Annotated in this window: 12 protein-coding genes; 8 read left to right on the top strand and 4 right to left on the bottom strand. The window is 69.7% G+C overall.

The window, feature by feature from the left end:
* Window positions 1-7: 7 nt before the first annotated feature.
* The 3 genes from ABZ348_RS04455 to ABZ348_RS04445 all read left to right on the top strand — a co-directional run bounded on the left by ABZ348_RS04455 (window position 8) and on the right by ABZ348_RS04445 (window position 3,175).
* Window positions 8-1,015, top strand: coding sequence for an ABC transporter ATP-binding protein (locus ABZ348_RS04455; protein ID WP_358929219.1), 1,008 nt, complete (start codon window positions 8-10; stop codon window positions 1,013-1,015).
* Window positions 1,008-2,039, top strand: a complete 1,032-nt coding sequence (locus tag ABZ348_RS04450; RefSeq protein ID WP_358929217.1) for a dipeptide ABC transporter ATP-binding protein — start codon at window positions 1,008-1,010, stop codon at window positions 2,037-2,039. Before ABZ348_RS04455 ends, ABZ348_RS04450 begins: the two co-directional genes overlap by 8 nt.
* A gap of 215 nt (window positions 2,040-2,254) precedes the next feature.
* On the top strand, window positions 2,255-3,175 hold the full coding sequence (locus ABZ348_RS04445) for a hypothetical protein (RefSeq protein ID WP_358929216.1): 921 nt from the start codon (window positions 2,255-2,257) through the stop codon (window positions 3,173-3,175).
* 195 nt (window positions 3,176-3,370) lie between these two features.
* On the opposite strand, the gene ABZ348_RS04440 is transcribed toward ABZ348_RS04445, so the two are convergent.
* Entirely contained in the window at window positions 3,371-5,554 is a 2,184-nt protein-coding gene (locus ABZ348_RS04440) for a hypothetical protein (protein ID WP_358929214.1), read from the bottom strand.
* Between the two features lie 143 nt (window positions 5,555-5,697).
* A complete protein-coding gene (locus ABZ348_RS04435; RefSeq protein ID WP_358929212.1) occupies window positions 5,698-7,833 on the bottom strand; it encodes a prolyl oligopeptidase family serine peptidase in 2,136 nt (711 codons plus the stop codon).
* 156 nt (window positions 7,834-7,989) lie between these two features.
* Here ABZ348_RS04435 and ABZ348_RS04430 point away from each other — a divergent pair, with 156 nt between their 5' ends.
* From ABZ348_RS04430 to ABZ348_RS04415, 4 genes are all read left to right on the top strand, one after another.
* On the top strand, window positions 7,990-8,184 hold the full coding sequence (locus tag ABZ348_RS04430; protein WP_329022991.1) for a hypothetical protein: 195 nt from the start codon (window positions 7,990-7,992) through the stop codon (window positions 8,182-8,184).
* 177 nt (window positions 8,185-8,361) lie between these two features.
* A complete protein-coding gene (gene mshB / locus ABZ348_RS04425) occupies window positions 8,362-9,252 on the top strand; it encodes an N-acetyl-1-D-myo-inositol-2-amino-2-deoxy-alpha-D-glucopyranoside deacetylase (RefSeq protein ID WP_358929210.1) in 891 nt (296 codons plus the stop codon).
* Window positions 9,249-9,659, top strand: coding sequence for a DUF6113 family protein (locus tag ABZ348_RS04420; RefSeq protein ID WP_358929208.1), 411 nt, complete (start codon window positions 9,249-9,251; stop codon window positions 9,657-9,659). The genes mshB and ABZ348_RS04420 overlap by 4 nt, the downstream gene beginning before the upstream one ends.
* A 235-nt stretch (window positions 9,660-9,894) precedes the next feature.
* Window positions 9,895-11,949, top strand: a complete 2,055-nt coding sequence (locus tag ABZ348_RS04415; RefSeq protein WP_358929206.1) for a hypothetical protein — start codon at window positions 9,895-9,897, stop codon at window positions 11,947-11,949.
* Between the two features lie 194 nt (window positions 11,950-12,143).
* Here the strand turns inward: ABZ348_RS04415 and ABZ348_RS04410 are convergent, their stop codons facing one another.
* Both ABZ348_RS04410 and ABZ348_RS04405 read right to left on the bottom strand, forming a co-directional pair.
* Window positions 12,144-12,992, bottom strand: a complete 849-nt coding sequence (locus tag ABZ348_RS04410) for a transglutaminase-like domain-containing protein (RefSeq protein WP_358929204.1) — start codon at window positions 12,990-12,992, stop codon at window positions 12,144-12,146.
* A gap of 120 nt (window positions 12,993-13,112) precedes the next feature.
* Complete coding sequence (locus tag ABZ348_RS04405) at window positions 13,113-14,120, bottom strand: GNAT family N-acetyltransferase (RefSeq protein WP_358929202.1); 1,008 nt, start codon at window positions 14,118-14,120, stop codon at window positions 13,113-13,115.
* 115 nt (window positions 14,121-14,235) lie between these two features.
* On the opposite strand from ABZ348_RS04405, the gene fdxA reads away from it, so the two are divergent.
* Window positions 14,236-14,556, top strand: a complete 321-nt coding sequence (gene fdxA, locus ABZ348_RS04400; RefSeq protein WP_250919434.1) for a ferredoxin — start codon at window positions 14,236-14,238, stop codon at window positions 14,554-14,556.
* Window positions 14,557-14,651: the final 95 nt, after the last annotated feature.

The raw sequence follows: 14,651 nt of genomic DNA, 5'->3' as shown, positions 1-14,651 counted from the left end.
GCCCGCCATGAGCACCGAACCCCTACTGGACGTACGCGACCTCCAGGTCGAGTTCCGCACCCGCGACGGGGTGGCGAAGGCCGTCAACGGCGTCAGCTACAGCGTTCACGAGGGCCAGACGCTCGCCGTGCTCGGCGAATCCGGCTCCGGGAAGTCCGTCACCGCCCAAGCCATCATGGGAATCCTCGACACCCCGCCCGGAAAGATCACCGGCGGTGAGATCGTCTTTCGCGGGCGGAACCTGCTGAAGCTCAAGGAGGAGGAGCGGCGGAAGATCCGCGGGTCCGAGATGGCCATGATCTTCCAGGACGCCCTCTCCTCGCTGAACCCGGTGATCAACGTCGGCGATCAGCTCGCCGAGATGTTCACCGTCCACCGGGGTACCTCGAAGAAGGAGGCCCGGGCCCAGGCCGTCGAACTGATGGACAGGGTGGGCATCCCCGCCGCCAAAGAGCGCGTACGGCAGTACCCGCACCAGTTCTCCGGCGGGATGCGCCAACGCATCATGATCGCCATGGCGCTGGCCCTGGAGCCGGCCCTGATCATCGCCGACGAGCCCACCACCGCACTCGACGTCACCGTGCAGGCCCAGGTGATGGACCTCCTCGCCAAACTCCAGAGCGAACTCAACATGGGACTGATCCTGATCACCCACGACCTCGGTGTCGTCGCCGACGTCGCCGACCGGATCGCCGTGATGTACGCGGGCCGGATCGTGGAGACCGCCCCCGTCCACGACATCTACCAGGCACCCGCCCACCCCTACACCCGCGGACTCCTCCGGTCGATCCCGCGACTGGACCAGAAGGGCCAGGAGCTCTACGCGATCAAGGGACTGCCGCCGAACCTGATGAACATCCCACCGGGTTGCGCCTTCAACCCGCGCTGCCCCCTGGCCCAGGACATCTGCCGCACCGACGAACCACCGCTGTACGAGGTCTCCCGGGAGCGAGCCAGCGCCTGCCACTTCTGGCAGCGCACACTGGAAGGAGAGGAGGCGGCGGCCGATGACTGAGGCGATCCTCGAAGTCCGCGACCTGGCCAAGCACTATCCGCTCACCCAGGGGATCCTGTTCAAGAAGCAGGTGGGCGCGGTCCGGGCGGTGGACGGCGTCGACCTCGACCTGATCACCGGCGAGACGCTCGGCATCGTGGGCGAATCCGGCTGCGGCAAGTCCACGCTCGCCAAGATGATCGTCCACCTCGAACAGCCGACCGCCGGGACCATCCGCTACAAGGGCGAGGACATCACCAAGCTCTCCGGGCGCGCCCTGAAGGCCGTCCGACGCAACATCCAGATGGTGTTCCAAGACCCGTACACCTCGCTGAACCCGCGGATGACGGTCGGCGACATCATCGGCGAGCCGTACGACATCCACCCCGAGGTCGCACCCCGCGGCGATCGCCGCCGCCGGGTGCAGGACCTGCTCGACGTGGTGGGCCTCAACCCCGAGTACATCAACCGCTATCCACACCAGTTCAGCGGCGGCCAGCGCCAACGCATCGGCATCGCCCGCGGACTCGCGCTCCAACCGGAGATCATCGTCGCCGACGAACCCGTCTCCGCCCTCGACGTCTCCGTCCAGGCCCAGGTCATCAATCTGCTGTCAGGTCTCCAGGACGAGTTCAACCTCAGCCTGGTGTTCATCTCCCACGACCTCTCCATCGTCCGCCACATCTCCGACCGGGTGGGCGTGATGTACCTGGGACGCGTCGTCGAACTCGGGCGCGACGAGGAGATCTACGAACACCCCACCCACCCCTACACCCAGGCCCTGCTCTCCGCCGTCCCCGTGCCCGACCCCCAGGCCCGCGAGGACCGCGAGCGGATCATCCTCGGCGGGGACGTCCCCTCACCGGCGAACATCCCCTCCGGCTGTCGCTTCCGCACCCGCTGCTGGAAGGCCCAGGAGCGCTGCGCCCTGGAAGTGCCGCTGTTGGCCGTGCCCGCGGTCTTCCGCCTCGGCGAAGGGCCGGCGCAGCACCCGTCCGCCTGTCACTTCGCCGAGGAGAAGCACGTGGTGCCGACGGCCGAGTGAAGCCCGCTTCCGCAGCGGTTTAACGCACGGGCAACGTGTCCGTCGCGGTCTCGATATACGGACGGTGCAGGCTCGGGAGGGTACGGCCGTGCGGGTGCCGTAGATCGGCCGGGGGTTCCTGAACTTCCCCCGGCCGATCGTCCGGATACAGGCCCCCTGCCGATCGTCCGGACACGGCCTTGTCCAGCCGCCCGCGGCGGTTGCAGGATCTCAGGGTGACGCTTACCAGAGGAGCCAGGGCCACCGGCGCGGCGCTCTGCATCGCCCTCGCGCTGATCGAAGGCGGTTGGATCGTCCGCGACCTGTCGGCCGTGCGATCGTCACTCGATCTGTGGCACTCCTGGACCGGCCGGCTCCACGACACGTCGATCACGACCACCGCGGAAGCCCCGCTGCTCCTGGCGGCCTACGTCACCGTCCTCGGCAACGCCGTCCGACGGCGGATCACCGCCGGTGCGCTGGTCGCCGCGGGGCTGATGACCCTCGCGGTCCGGCTGCCGGGGCTGTGGGTGCTCACCACGCCCTGGATGGATCTGCGGGCCACGGACGAACTGAGGATGCGGGCCGTCTACACCTCGCTCGCCGCCCTCGGCCTGGGCACGGGCCTGTTGATCACCGCAATCGCGGGGCGGGGCGCTGCCACCCGCTCGACGTACCGGGCCCCGGTGTTGACCTCGGTCCTCCTGGGGGCCGCCGCCGGAGTGCTCGCCGGCTGGGAGATCCGTTCCGCCCTGCGGTCATCGGACGGCGACGCCCTCGACCGGTTCGCCGGCAGCGAGTCGGCGCTACTGCCGCTCCTGGGTGCTCCGTCCGGCTGGTTGGCGGCCTTCACCGCGGTGCTCGCGCTCGTGGCGGCGCTGGGGACGATCCGTTCGCTGGGGCTGGTGACGGCGGCGTTGTTGGTCGGCGCGGGCGTTCGCCATCTGGGCGCCATGCTCCGTGACGGGGTCGTTGCGCGGCTGAAGGAGTTACCCGTGGAGGAGCAGCTCATGGTGGTGTCCTGGGGGTTCGAAGCCACGGCGGGTGCGGTGGTCCTGGTGTTGTTGGCGCGACCGGAGCCGATCCGCCCGGTCCTGCCGATGAGCCCGCCGGCGATCGGTCCGCCACCGCCGTCGGCCCCGCCACCGGGATGGTGAGTGCGGCTCAAGCGGAGGGTGGCTCAAGCGGGGTGCGGGTTCATCGACCGGGCGGTGCTTCCCGGCGGGCACGACAACGCCGGGGTACCGAACGGCAACCCCGGCGTACATCAACGGTGAGGAAAGCGGAGGGACTAAATCAGAGTGAGTGAGAAGGAAGTCCGTCCATGGCCTCGCCGCAGCCAAAGCTAGCAGTCAGCCGGGGATCAGGGCACGCAGGTTTTCCGGGGTGATGACCAGGGAGTCCGGGTGCAGCCCGTCCGGCCGTTCCAGACCGATGTATGTGACGGGACCGTCCGGGACCTCCGTACCGTCCCACAGCTCGGTGGCCGTGGCGCGCTCGGCCATCAGATCCGTGAGGTACCGGACCGTCAGATGGTCGCGCTCGACGACACCGCGCACCAGCGTCGCGACCGACACCCGGTTCTCCTCGACCCGGTTCCAGGCCGGATTGCCCCGCAGATACAGATGGAGCCACTTGGCCCGCCACCTGCCGTCGTCCCCGCGCACGAACACGAGCGGCAGCGCGACCCGCCCAGGACCGCGCACCTCCGACTTCATACGCACCGTACGGGGCTCGAAGGGCCGGCCCCGCTGTTCGCCCTCGCGCAGCATGAAACCGAACACGGACTCCTCGGCCTCTTCAAAACCCTCCCCCGAGTAGATGTTCACCTGCGGAACGATGAAGTCCCCGCGCACGGCGGCCAGACGCAGATTGATGAACTCCGAAGCGCCGTCGGGTGCGTTGGTGATGTCCCCGGAGTGCTCGCCCTCGACCTCCGTGAGGGCGGTGTACGACAGCCAGCAGACGGTCTTGTACGCGGAGCTGAGCACCAGCGCCGACAAGTCGTAGTCCGTGGTGCGTTCCGTCTGCTTCCAGTGGATGAAGAACCTCAGCAGTTCGCCGTCGACCGGGGAGAGGGAACCCCTGGGCAGTACGCCGAGACCGGCGGTCGTCGCCTTGCCGCTGAGCGGGAGCGCGACGTCGAGGACGTCCGGATCGATCAGCAGTCGTCCTGGAGCCGGGAGACGACGGCGCATCTCGTCGTCCAGGGCGGCGACCAACCGTTCCCGCTCGGCCGTCGGCACCCGTGGGCGTACGTCGGCGATGACCTGGGCTCGACCGTAGCGATTGACGAAGACACGGCTGTGACCTGGCTGCCGTGCGCGGTTGTCGAAGTGTTCGCGGACCGAGAGCAGTACGCGGCCGGAGATCTGTGGTGCGACCTGCTCCGCCGCGGCCACGACGACGTCGCGCTCGTCCTGTGTGCGACAGGTGCGCAGCAGCCGGTCCAGGGATCGGAACAGCTTGCCCGGCGCCGCCGTCAGCAGCCGTGCGGCGCCCCTGATGTCGTCGGCGCCGAGCAGCGCTTCGACGCGACTGTCGAAGGTGGGGGCGGTCAACTCGCCCCGGGCCACGGCGAACACGCGGGCCGCGTGCGGCCAGCGCGGGAACTCGTGCGGGTGCAGGCGTTCGCCGAGCCGCTTGAACGCCTCGCGGTGCGCGGTGACGTCGGCGAGCTTGGCCGGGGCCGCCGCGACCACCGAGTCGAGGCCGGCGAGCAGGGCGCGGCGCGTCCGTCGCGGCAGTGAGGTGAACCGGGTGGGCACCGCCAGGGTCACATCGCCGCCCGAGAGCTGGCAGGCCAGGCGGAGCACGTCCGTGACGGTGTCCAGCAGGAGGTCCGCACCCACGGCGAGACAGGCGGCATTGACCACGGCGCGGTTCTCCCGGACCGGGATCACCTCGGGCTGGGGCCCGTCGACGCAGTGCCTGGCGAGCGTGACAAGGTCGTGGAGGCCCTCCGCGCCCAACGGGGTGGTGCTGCCGGCGAGTGCCAGATAGAGGGAGGTGATCTCGGCCTCCGCGGTGTCGCCGAGGTGCAGGACCGTGGTGCGATCACCCGCGGCGGCCAGGACTTCATCGTGAGCGGCGAGCATCTCGGCGTAGGCGTGCCGGTAGTTGCCGTACGACGGAAGGGTCAGCAGATCGAGGACGCCCGAGTCGAGTTGGGCGAGCGTCTCGTCACGCGAGGCCCGGTCGGCGAGGGCTTCGATCAGGCACTGGGTCCAGAACTCGAAGGTGTCCGGCACGTTGGCCGGGAAGTCCACGAAGTAGACGTTGTGCCGGACGTCGTCGCCGACCATCGCGCGCACGGTGTCCAGGGTCCGCCCGGCGATGGCGACGACCGTTTCCCGGTCCAGTTCCGACAGGTGCTCCAGCAGGGCCGCCGAGAGCTTGAAGCCCACGGACATCAGTGCCGCGTCGAACTGTCGTGCTGCGACCTCGCCTGGTCCGGTGGGTCCGACGGGGGCTCCGACGGGGGCGGGGAGTCGATGGGTGTGCCGGATGACCAGGGGTTCGAGGCGGTGGGACATCCCGGGATGATCGCAGAGCCGTACGCGCCGACGCATACGGATTTCGTACGCCGTTCGACCGTGCAGGCTGATCCGCCCACGCCGACGCCGACGCACCGATGTCCCGCGGTGCCAGCCCCCGCCACCTCACCCCGCTGTTCGCTTCAGGAGCCCAACAGCGTCCGCTTCAGGAACCCGACCTGGAGCAGCAACAGGTTCTCCGCGATCTGCTCCTGCGGAGTCATATGCGTCACCCCGCTCAGCGGCAGCACCTCGTGGGGGCGACCCGCCGCGAGCAGGGCGGACGACAGTCGCAGGCTGTGGGCGAAGACCACGTTGTCGTCGGCCAGACCATGGATGATCATCAACGGCCGGTGGGGGTTCTCCGGAGCGGTCAGTCCGTCCTGCGTCACCAGTGAGTTCGACGCGTACACCGTCGGGTGTGCGTTCGGGTCGCCCAGATAGCGTTCCATGTAGTGGGTGTCATAGAGCCCGAGGTCCGACACCGGAGCGCCCGCGATGCCGGCGTGGAACACGTCCGGCCGCCGCAGCACCGCGAGGGCCGCCAGATAGCCGCCGTAGGACCATCCCCGGATGCCCACCCGTCCGAGGTCGAGGGGATAGCGCCCGGCCAGTGCGTGGAGGGCGTCCACCTGGTCGTCCAGCGTCAGCAGGAAGTTCCCCTTGACGGCTTTCTCCCAGGCGGGTGAGCGGCCCGGCGTGCCCCGACCGTCCGCGACGATCACCGCGAACCCCTGGTCCGCGAACCACTGGGAAGTGAGATGGCTGTTGTGGGCCGCGTAGACGCGTTGACCGCGTGGCCCGGCATAGGGGTCCAGCAGGACCGGAAGCGGTCCGTCCGACTCCTGGTACTCCTGTGGCAGCAGTACGGCACACGGAATCCGCCGTACGCCGGCCACACCCAGCCGGGGCCGCGCGGTCAGCACCGGCTCCTCGGCGCGGGTCGCCACCGGGCCGAGTTCCTCGCTCCCCTTGAGGATCCGGACCGACTGGCCGCTGATGTCGAGCCGGGACGAGGCCAGCACGGTCACCGCGCCCGTACGCACCGCGGTGTGCACGCCCTGACCGTGGGAGATCCGCTCGACGCCCCGCTCGGTGACCCGGTGGACATGGATCTCACCGATCTCCGGATCCGTCGCCGTCTCCCCGGCGCAGGCCAGGACCAGGACGTCGTCCGTCCCGATGTCGAGCACCGCCTTGAGGTGGAGCGAGGAGTCCGTCCAGACGCGGTCGCCGACGACGAGGACGCGTGCGCCGTCCTCATCGACGATCCGCACCAGGGCGCCACCAGGACCCCAGGCCGGTACTCCATGGAATAGATCAAGCCATACGGAATCCTCGTCGATCTGAATGGTGCTTGTGCTGCCGTTATCTGTATTCACCACGAGATAATGTTGAGTTCGCTGGTCGCGGCTCTGTACAAGCAAGATGGGAGCACCGTCGTTGGACCAGTGAACCCGCGCAAGATAAGGGAATTGGATATGATCCCAGCCAATTTCCATACGGTTGCCGTCCAAGGTGACCAGGAAAAGCCGTACCTCGGCATTGGCCGTCCCCGCGGCCGGGTAGGCCACCGGCTCGGGTGCCCGCTCCGGACGCGAGGGATCCGCGATCCACCAGCGCTGCACCTTCGATGCGTCCACCCGCGCCACCAACAGCCGGTCCGACTCCGGAGCCCACCAGAACCCGCGGGAACGGCCCATCTCCTCCGCCGCGACGAACTCCGCCGTCCCGTACGCGATGTGCTCGCCCTCCGGCTCGACGAGGGGCCGGTCCCCGCCGCCCCCGGCCTCGACGACCCGCAGGGAACGCCCGCTGACATAGGCGATGTGTCGACCGTCGGGCGAGGGCCTCGGGTCCATCACCCCTTCCGCCGCCGGGAGTTCGCTGACGGTCCCCGCCTGCAGTTCCGCACAGAACAACCGCCCCGACAGCGAGAAGGCGGCCAACTCGGCCGCCCCGTCCACCGCGTACGCGACGATCCCCGTCCCGCCCTCGCGCCCGCGTTCGCGCCGCGCGCGCTCCTCGACCGTCAACTGCTCGTCCCCGCCGTCGAGCAGTACCTCGGGGTCGGCCGCCAGCCGCTCCCGGAGCCGATCCCCGCCGTCCGCAAGGTCGATGACCCACAGCTGCCCGCGTCGATCGGTTCCCGACGCCGAACGGATGAAGACCACCCTGGAGCCGTCCGGGGAGATGGTGAAAGACCGGGGTGCGCCCAACGCATAGCGCTGGGTCCGGGCGTTCTGGCGCGGAAAGGAGAGCTGCGTCCTCATGGTCATGTGACCGAACCTAGCGGTCGTGCGCCCCCGTGTGCTGCCGTGCACCGATCGATGCGTTCGCACGGATAGTTATGATCCGTAGCGCAAGGTGGGTAGGAACCACCTGGCACATGCAACCTGCCTGTCCCGACCGAATATCTGTGGAGGTGAACCGCCGTGGCCCTCTCGATTTCGGCGGTGTTGCTGCTGGCGATCATCATGTTCCTGCTGATCCGGAAGTCCGGACTCAAAGGCGGGCACGCGGCGGTCTGCGTGTTGCTCGGGTTCTATCTCGCTAGCTCGTCCATCGCTCCGACGATCACCGATCTGACCACGAACGTCGCCGGAATGATCGGAGACTTCAAGTTCTGATCGCTCCCACGCGCCCAGGCGGCGCTTCCACCGGACTCCAGGTGGTCCTTCTGCGGCCCTTCGCGGCTGTTTCTGTCGTCCCGGTCGTCGCTTGTGACCATGGGGAGGGCAAATACGGCCAACGAGGGCCGCACGTTCTCGCACGGCGGCGCGGTTCGCCCTCGTAGGCTGTCCTGTATGAAGGATCTTTCCGCCCGTCGTCTGCTCCTGGTGCACGCACACCCGGACGACGAGTCGATCAACAATGGCGTCACCATGGCCAGGTATGCCGCCGTCGGCGCCCAGGTCACGCTGGTGACCTGCACCCTCGGCGAAGAGGGCGAGGTGATCCCACCGGATCTCGCCCATCTCGCGTCCGATCGCGAGGACCGGCTCGGTCCCCATCGCATCGGCGAGCTCGCCGCCGCCATGAAGGAACTGGGCGTCACCGATCACCGCTTCCTCGGTGGACCGGGGCGCTTCCGGGACTCCGGGATGATGGGCGTCGAGCAGAACCGCCGCGAAGGCGCGTTCTGGCAGACCCCCGTCGACGAGGCAGCCGGCTACCTCGTGGAGATCATCCGTGCGGTGCGCCCCCAGGTGCTGGTGACCTACGACCCCACGGGGGGCTACGGCCACCCCGACCACATCCAGGCGCACCGGGTCGCGATGCGGGCGGCCGAACTGGCCGCCGAGCGTGCCTACCGCCGCGACCTGGGCGAACCGCACACCATCACCAAGATCTACTGGAACCGGGTGCCCCGCTCGGTCGCGGAGGCCGCGTTCGCCCGGCTGCACGCCGACACCGATGTCGACTTCGAGGGCATCGCCCCGATCGACGACGTTCCGGGAGTGACCGACGATGCACGGATCACCGCCGAGGTCGACGGAACGAAGTACGCGGAGCGCAAAGCCGCCGCGATGGCGGCCCACGCCACGCAAATCACCGTCGAGGGCACCAACTTCGTGCTCTCCAACCGGTTGGGGCAGCCGATCCTCACCACCGAGTTCTACGAGTTGGCCCAAGGCGTCCCCGGGGCGCCCGAGGGCGAGCGGGAACAGGACCTGTTCGCGGGCGTGACCGCATGAGCGGCGGGAACACCCCCGGCGCCTGGCTGACCCGGCCCGCACGGCCGGGCCGGATCGCCGCCTATCTCGGGCTCGCCCTGTTCGGCGCGGTCGTCGGGATTGCTGGCTCGCTCGTCCAAGGGGCCTGGTTCCCGGGCGGATTGCTGCTCGCACTGCTGGCGTCGGGCGCACTCTTCTACGGTTCCGCCCGCACCACAGGTACCCAGTTGGGTGCGATCGCATCGGGTGCGGGCTGGCTGATAGCGATCGTCGTCCTCAGCACCGGGCGCTCCGAGGGCGACGGGCTGTTCTCGGCGGGCATCGGTCCGCTCGCGTACATCGTCGTCGGCATGGCCCTTGCTGTGATGTGCGCCACGATGGTCGGGGCCGCGCAACCGAACGGCGACAAAGCCCGACTTGACCGGTAGGGACCTGTGACGAACCCCGCGGAAAGCGACGGATCGACAGGCCCTTGGGGTGGAGCGCCACGGAGGGCGATCGCCCCTCGAACTAACCATGCGCGTACGGTCGACGGGATGATGCTTTCCCCGTCGCACGATGAGTGTCCTTGGCGGCCAGTATGGTGGTGCGCGCCGCCGAGCCGCCCACAGCAGTAGCTATCCAGTAAGAAACGGGCGGCGAAGCCAACCGGGAGAACCTGCTTTGAGTCGTGAAACTGACAGTTCGTCCTCCGGGCCCCAGGGGCGCGGGGGGGCTGCGTACCCCTCAGGGACACCTCCCTACGGGTCGCGCCAGTATCCGCCGCTGCACCCGACGCAGGACGCTCCGGACGGAGCGGCGACCGATGCCATAGACAGGGCTCGTGACCCCAGGTCCGACGCTGCCGCGCCCCAGGCCGTGGCGGCGTCGAAGCCCGAGCCCAAGACAGAGACCACGCTGACGACCCGCATCCGGATCAACATTCCCGGTTCGCGGCCGATCCCCCCCGTCGTCATGCGCAAGCCCATGAGCGAGGCCGAGGCACCGGCCAAGGCGCCGGCGCGTCCGGCCGTCGAGCAGGATGCCGAGCGCACCGCCGCCATGCCGGCGATAGGCGGCCCGCAGGCGCCCTCGGCCCCGGTAGGGCCGACCGGCGCCCCGCCCGGGCAGCCGACGGAGAAGTCCCCGTCCAACGACTGGTTCGCACCGCGGAAGTCGGGCACGAACGGCGCGGGCATCCCCTCTCCCGCGATCGAGGAGCGGGCGGGCGCACCCGTGCCCACCGTGCCGGGGCAGCAGAGCCAGCAGAGCAGTTCGAAGGGGTCCCTCAGCGATCTGGCCGCGGGTGCCGGCACCGCCGCGTCGGCGCGCCAGCAGCCGACGGGGGCGACCGCGGGGCCGGCGCAGGGCAACATGCCGGTCCGCCCGCGGACGGACGGCGGCCCGAAGGCCACCGGCGCCTCGGCTCCCGCCGGTCATCTCGCGGCGCTCCCCGGCCAGCAGACCGCTGCCGGCCACGGGGCGCCGGTAGCGAGCGCACCGAGGATGTCCGACGACACCGCCGTACTGACCCCGCAGAAACCCATCCCGGAGCAGGCCGGGGCCCCCGCGGCCCGCAACCAGGTCTCCGGCGACACGCTCACCAGCGGCCTTCCGGTCGTCCCTGCCGACGCCGCGGGCGCGGCGGGTCCCCATGGGCGTCGACCGGGCGGCGACTTCGCCCCGTCCGACTTCCCCGCCGGGCCGGGCGGTGCCCGTCCGAGCGCACCCGGCACCGCCGCCGCTCCGACGCCGGCCGCCCGACCGGCACCCCCGCCGGCGCCCCCCGCGAAGAAGGGGCGCTCCAAACTGGTGCTGCTGGGCGTGGGCGTCGTCGGGCTGCTGGGCGTCGCGTACGGCGCAGGTCTCCTGCTGAACCACTCGGAGGTACCGAAGAAGACCACGGTCCTCGGTGTGGACATCGGTGGGGGCACCAAGGAACAGGCGGTCGTCAAGCTCGACGCCGCCCTCGGCAAGCGGGCCGCCACCCCCCTGCAACTCACCATCGGCGACAAGAAGGAACAACTCGCCCCGGACAAGGCGGGGCTGTCCCTGGACAGTCAGGCCACCGTCCGGCAGGCAGCGGGCAGCGACTACAACCCGATCTCCGTCATCGGGTCGCTCTTCGGGGAGCAGCGCGTCGCCGAACCGGTGATCGTCGTCGACGAGGAGAAGCTGAGCGTCGCCCTCACGGACCTCGCGGGCAACTCCGGTTCGGCCGTCGAGGGCACCATCAAGTTCGAGCCGAACAAGGTGACGGCCGTACCGGGCAAGCCCGGCAACGGACTGGACGTCGCCCGGTCGACGACCTCGGTGAAGGACGCGTACCGCGCCCAGGTGGAGACCGGCCGCCCCAATGTGGTGCAACTGCCGGTGGTCTCTCGGGAGCCGACCGTCAGCGACGCGGAGATCCAGCGGGCCATGAAGGAGTTCGCGGAACCCGCGATGTCCGATCGGATCACCATCAAGGCGGGTGGTCAGTCGATTCCCTTCGGCCCGGCCAGGTCGCTGCCCCAGATCCTGTCGATGAAGGCGGTCGACGGAAAACTGGTCGAGTTCTACGACAAGAAGGCGATCGAAGAACTCATGGGCGGTGTCTTCGCCGGCGTCATGATCACCAAGGGTGACGGTCAGAAGCACCAGCTCAACGCCGACGATGTGGCACAGGCCATGGGGCCGGCGCTCCGTGGCAAGACCACGCAGGAGCGGACGGTCGAGATCTCCCTCGACCCCAGCTGACGGATCTGCGCATACCGTGCCCGGTCGCCCTGCCAGGGTGGCCGGGCACGGTGCGTTCACCGCTGCGGCGGGAGACGGTGAGCGGCTGCACGGTCGCCGCGGTCCGGATGGTCCGGCCGGTCGTCACCTCGGGTCGGGGCGGACGTCAGCCGGGTCCGTCCCACGGCCTCACTCGGACGGGTGAAGAAAGGCGGCTAGTTCAACCGGGCCCGGGCCGCACGGGCGCGCCCCCTGAGCGTCTGCGCCGTGTCGGGCTCGACCGCGGCCACCACCTCCGCATAGGCGTCCAACTCCGCGGCCCCCGTCAGGAAGTCACCACGCTGCAAGAGCAACTGCGCCCGCTCGTAACGCAGCTTCGCCGGATGCGAGGGCAGCAGCAACGACAGCTCCACCGCCCACAGCGCCACCTGGGATCGGTCGGGGCGCCCGGAAGCCCACGCCCGGATGTTGTTCAGGATGCGCGTGATCACGTCCAACGGCTCGGCCGCGGAGAGCATCTCCGGGTGGAGGGGAGCCCCTGTCGCCTCCACGACCAGCAGTTCGGCGTCCGCCCCGGTCAGTGGGGCGCCACCGGCGAAGGGGTCGGCGAGCACGGGCGCATCGGTCTCCGAGAGTTCCTGCGGGTCGCCGAAGCCGACCACGAAGTGACCGGGCAGGGCGACTCCGTACACGGGTGCACCGGCCCGCCGTGCCACCTCGATCCAGACCACCGACAGCAGGATCGGCAGTCCGCGACGGCGTCGAAGCACGGTGTGCAGCAGCGACGACTCCAACCGCTGGTAGTCGTCGGGCTCCCCGTGGAAGCCACAGCGGTCGCCGAGCAGGGCGGCCAGCGCCGTCGCCCACGCGTGCGGGTCCTTGGCGCCGTAGGGGACGAGCCCGGCGAGCCGGTCCAGTTCGATCTGGGCGGCGTCCAGGCCCGCTTCGTCCAGGGAGGGGTCGGCCACCGCACCGAGCAGCAGACAGAGCAGCGCGAGGTCGGGCCGCTCGGCGCGCGCCTCCTCGGCGAATCGCTCGCGATGGTCGGTGCCGTCGTCGTGCATGTGTCGTCCCTGTCCGTCCGCGCTCGTCGCTGCCGTTCCCGTGCGGTGCACGGACCCGGTCGGTCTGCTGCCCTTCACCCCGGGCCCGTCGGGCTCGCGTACCTCATATGCCTGCGGCCTCTAGGGGCGGAAGTGGTGGTAGCTGTGGTGGGTCGTGAATCCCATCCCGTCGTACAGCGCCCGTGCCCCTTCATTGTCCGCCTCCACCTGGAGCCATGCGGCCGACGCGCCCTCCGCCAGGGCACGTTGTGCCAGGGCGGTCATCACGGCGGTGCCCAGGCCCTTCCTGCGCTGTTCCGGAGAGGTTTCCACCGCCATGAACCCGGCCCAGCGGCCGTCGACGACACAACGGCCGATGGCCACCGGCACGTCGTTGCCTGTGTGCTCGTCCGGGGCGGACACCGATGCGAACCACACCGAAGGCCCGCTGGTCAGCACCTTGAGCATGGCCTCCCCGTACTGCCCGGCCCGTTGGTAGCGCCGCAGCCACCCTTCGTCCAGGTCACGGGAGAGCCGCACCCGCTCGACGGGCGCCACACGATCGGCGACGGGAGCCAGTGCCCCGATCCGCACCAGCGCCGACACCTCGCGCCGCCAACCGTGCGCCTCAAGATCCGCGCAGAGCCGTTCCTGGGTGCCCGCGGCCCCGGTCGAAGCCTGGACGTACGCGGGCAGCCCCCGTTCCCCGTACCACCCGCGCACCCGCGCGAGCGCATCGGACAGCGGTAGGCCGGGGTCGCCGAGCGGCAGGACCGAATTGGCACGGCGGGTGAAGCCGGCGGACGCCCGCAACTCCCAGTCGCCGAGGCGTTCGCTCTCGACCGGCTGCCAGGCCCGCCCGGTCACGCGGGCGAGTTCGGCGAAGTCCGCGGCGGGGCCGCGGCGTCGGGCGGGCGCGGGCGGCACCACCTTGCCCGCGACGAGTGCGGATTCCGGGATGCGGACGCCCTCCCCGGTCTTCCGTGTGATGAGCAGCACACCTTTGTCCCAGGATGTGAGAACCCCGATGGTGTCGGTGAACTTCATGCCCCCCACGGCGGGATCGGTGAGACGTCGGATTGATACGCGTTTGCCCACGTCATGGGGTGTAATACGGACTTCGAGCCGTCCGGCGCCAGTGAATTCCACAGCTGTGCACGCCCCTCCTGTGCGGATCGTGGTCAGGAACGGAGATACTAGGTGTGGGCATCGACGACGCCGCGCTCCCGCGCACTGCCAGAGCCCTACCGAGAGGAACGACAGCGTGACCTACGTCATCGCGCAGCCTTGTGTCGACGTCAAGGACAAGGCGTGCATCGAGGAGTGCCCCGTCGACTGCATCTACGAGGGCTCGCGGTCCTTGTACATCCACCCGGACGAATGCGTCGACTGTGGGGCTTGTGAGCCCGTTTGCCCCGTCGAGGCGATCTTCTACGAGGACGACACCCCGGAGGAGTGGAAGGACTACTACAAGGCGAACGTCGAGTTCTTCGACGAGCTGGGTTCTCCCGGCGGTGCGTCCAAGCTCGGGCTGATCGAGCGCGACCACCCGTTTGTCGCCTCCCTCCCGCCGCAGAACGGCTAGGGGTACGTCTTCCGGTCCCGTACGGTCGTCGTTCGTGCGGGACCGAGGCACCGTGAGCCCCGGGCGAGGGCCCGGGCTCGGGCCGGGGCGTAAGC

It is taken from the genome of Streptomyces sp. NPDC005963, from assembly GCF_040638655.1.
Lineage (GTDB): Bacteria > Actinomycetota > Actinomycetes > Streptomycetales > Streptomycetaceae > Streptomyces.
This window is presented reverse-complemented; position numbering and strand designations above follow the sequence as displayed.

Excerpts from the sequence above, each read along its gene's own strand:
- ABZ348_RS04420 (WP_358929208.1), top strand. The coding sequence starts at position 9,249 with ATGAGCGGCGGGAACACCCCCGGCGCCTGGCTGACCCGGCCCGCACGG.
- ABZ348_RS04435 (WP_358929212.1), bottom strand. The coding sequence starts at position 7,833 with ATGACCATGAGGACGCAGCTCTCCTTTCCGCGCCAGAACGCCCGGACC.
- mshB (WP_358929210.1), top strand. The coding sequence starts at position 8,362 with ATGAAGGATCTTTCCGCCCGTCGTCTGCTCCTGGTGCACGCACACCCG.
- ABZ348_RS04450 (WP_358929217.1), top strand. The coding sequence starts at position 1,008 with ATGACTGAGGCGATCCTCGAAGTCCGCGACCTGGCCAAGCACTATCCG.
- ABZ348_RS04410 (WP_358929204.1), bottom strand. The coding sequence starts at position 12,992 with ATGCACGACGACGGCACCGACCATCGCGAGCGATTCGCCGAGGAGGCG.
- ABZ348_RS04455 (WP_358929219.1), top strand. The coding sequence starts at position 8 with ATGAGCACCGAACCCCTACTGGACGTACGCGACCTCCAGGTCGAGTTC.
- ABZ348_RS04440 (WP_358929214.1), bottom strand. The coding sequence starts at position 5,554 with ATGTCCCACCGCCTCGAACCCCTGGTCATCCGGCACACCCATCGACTC.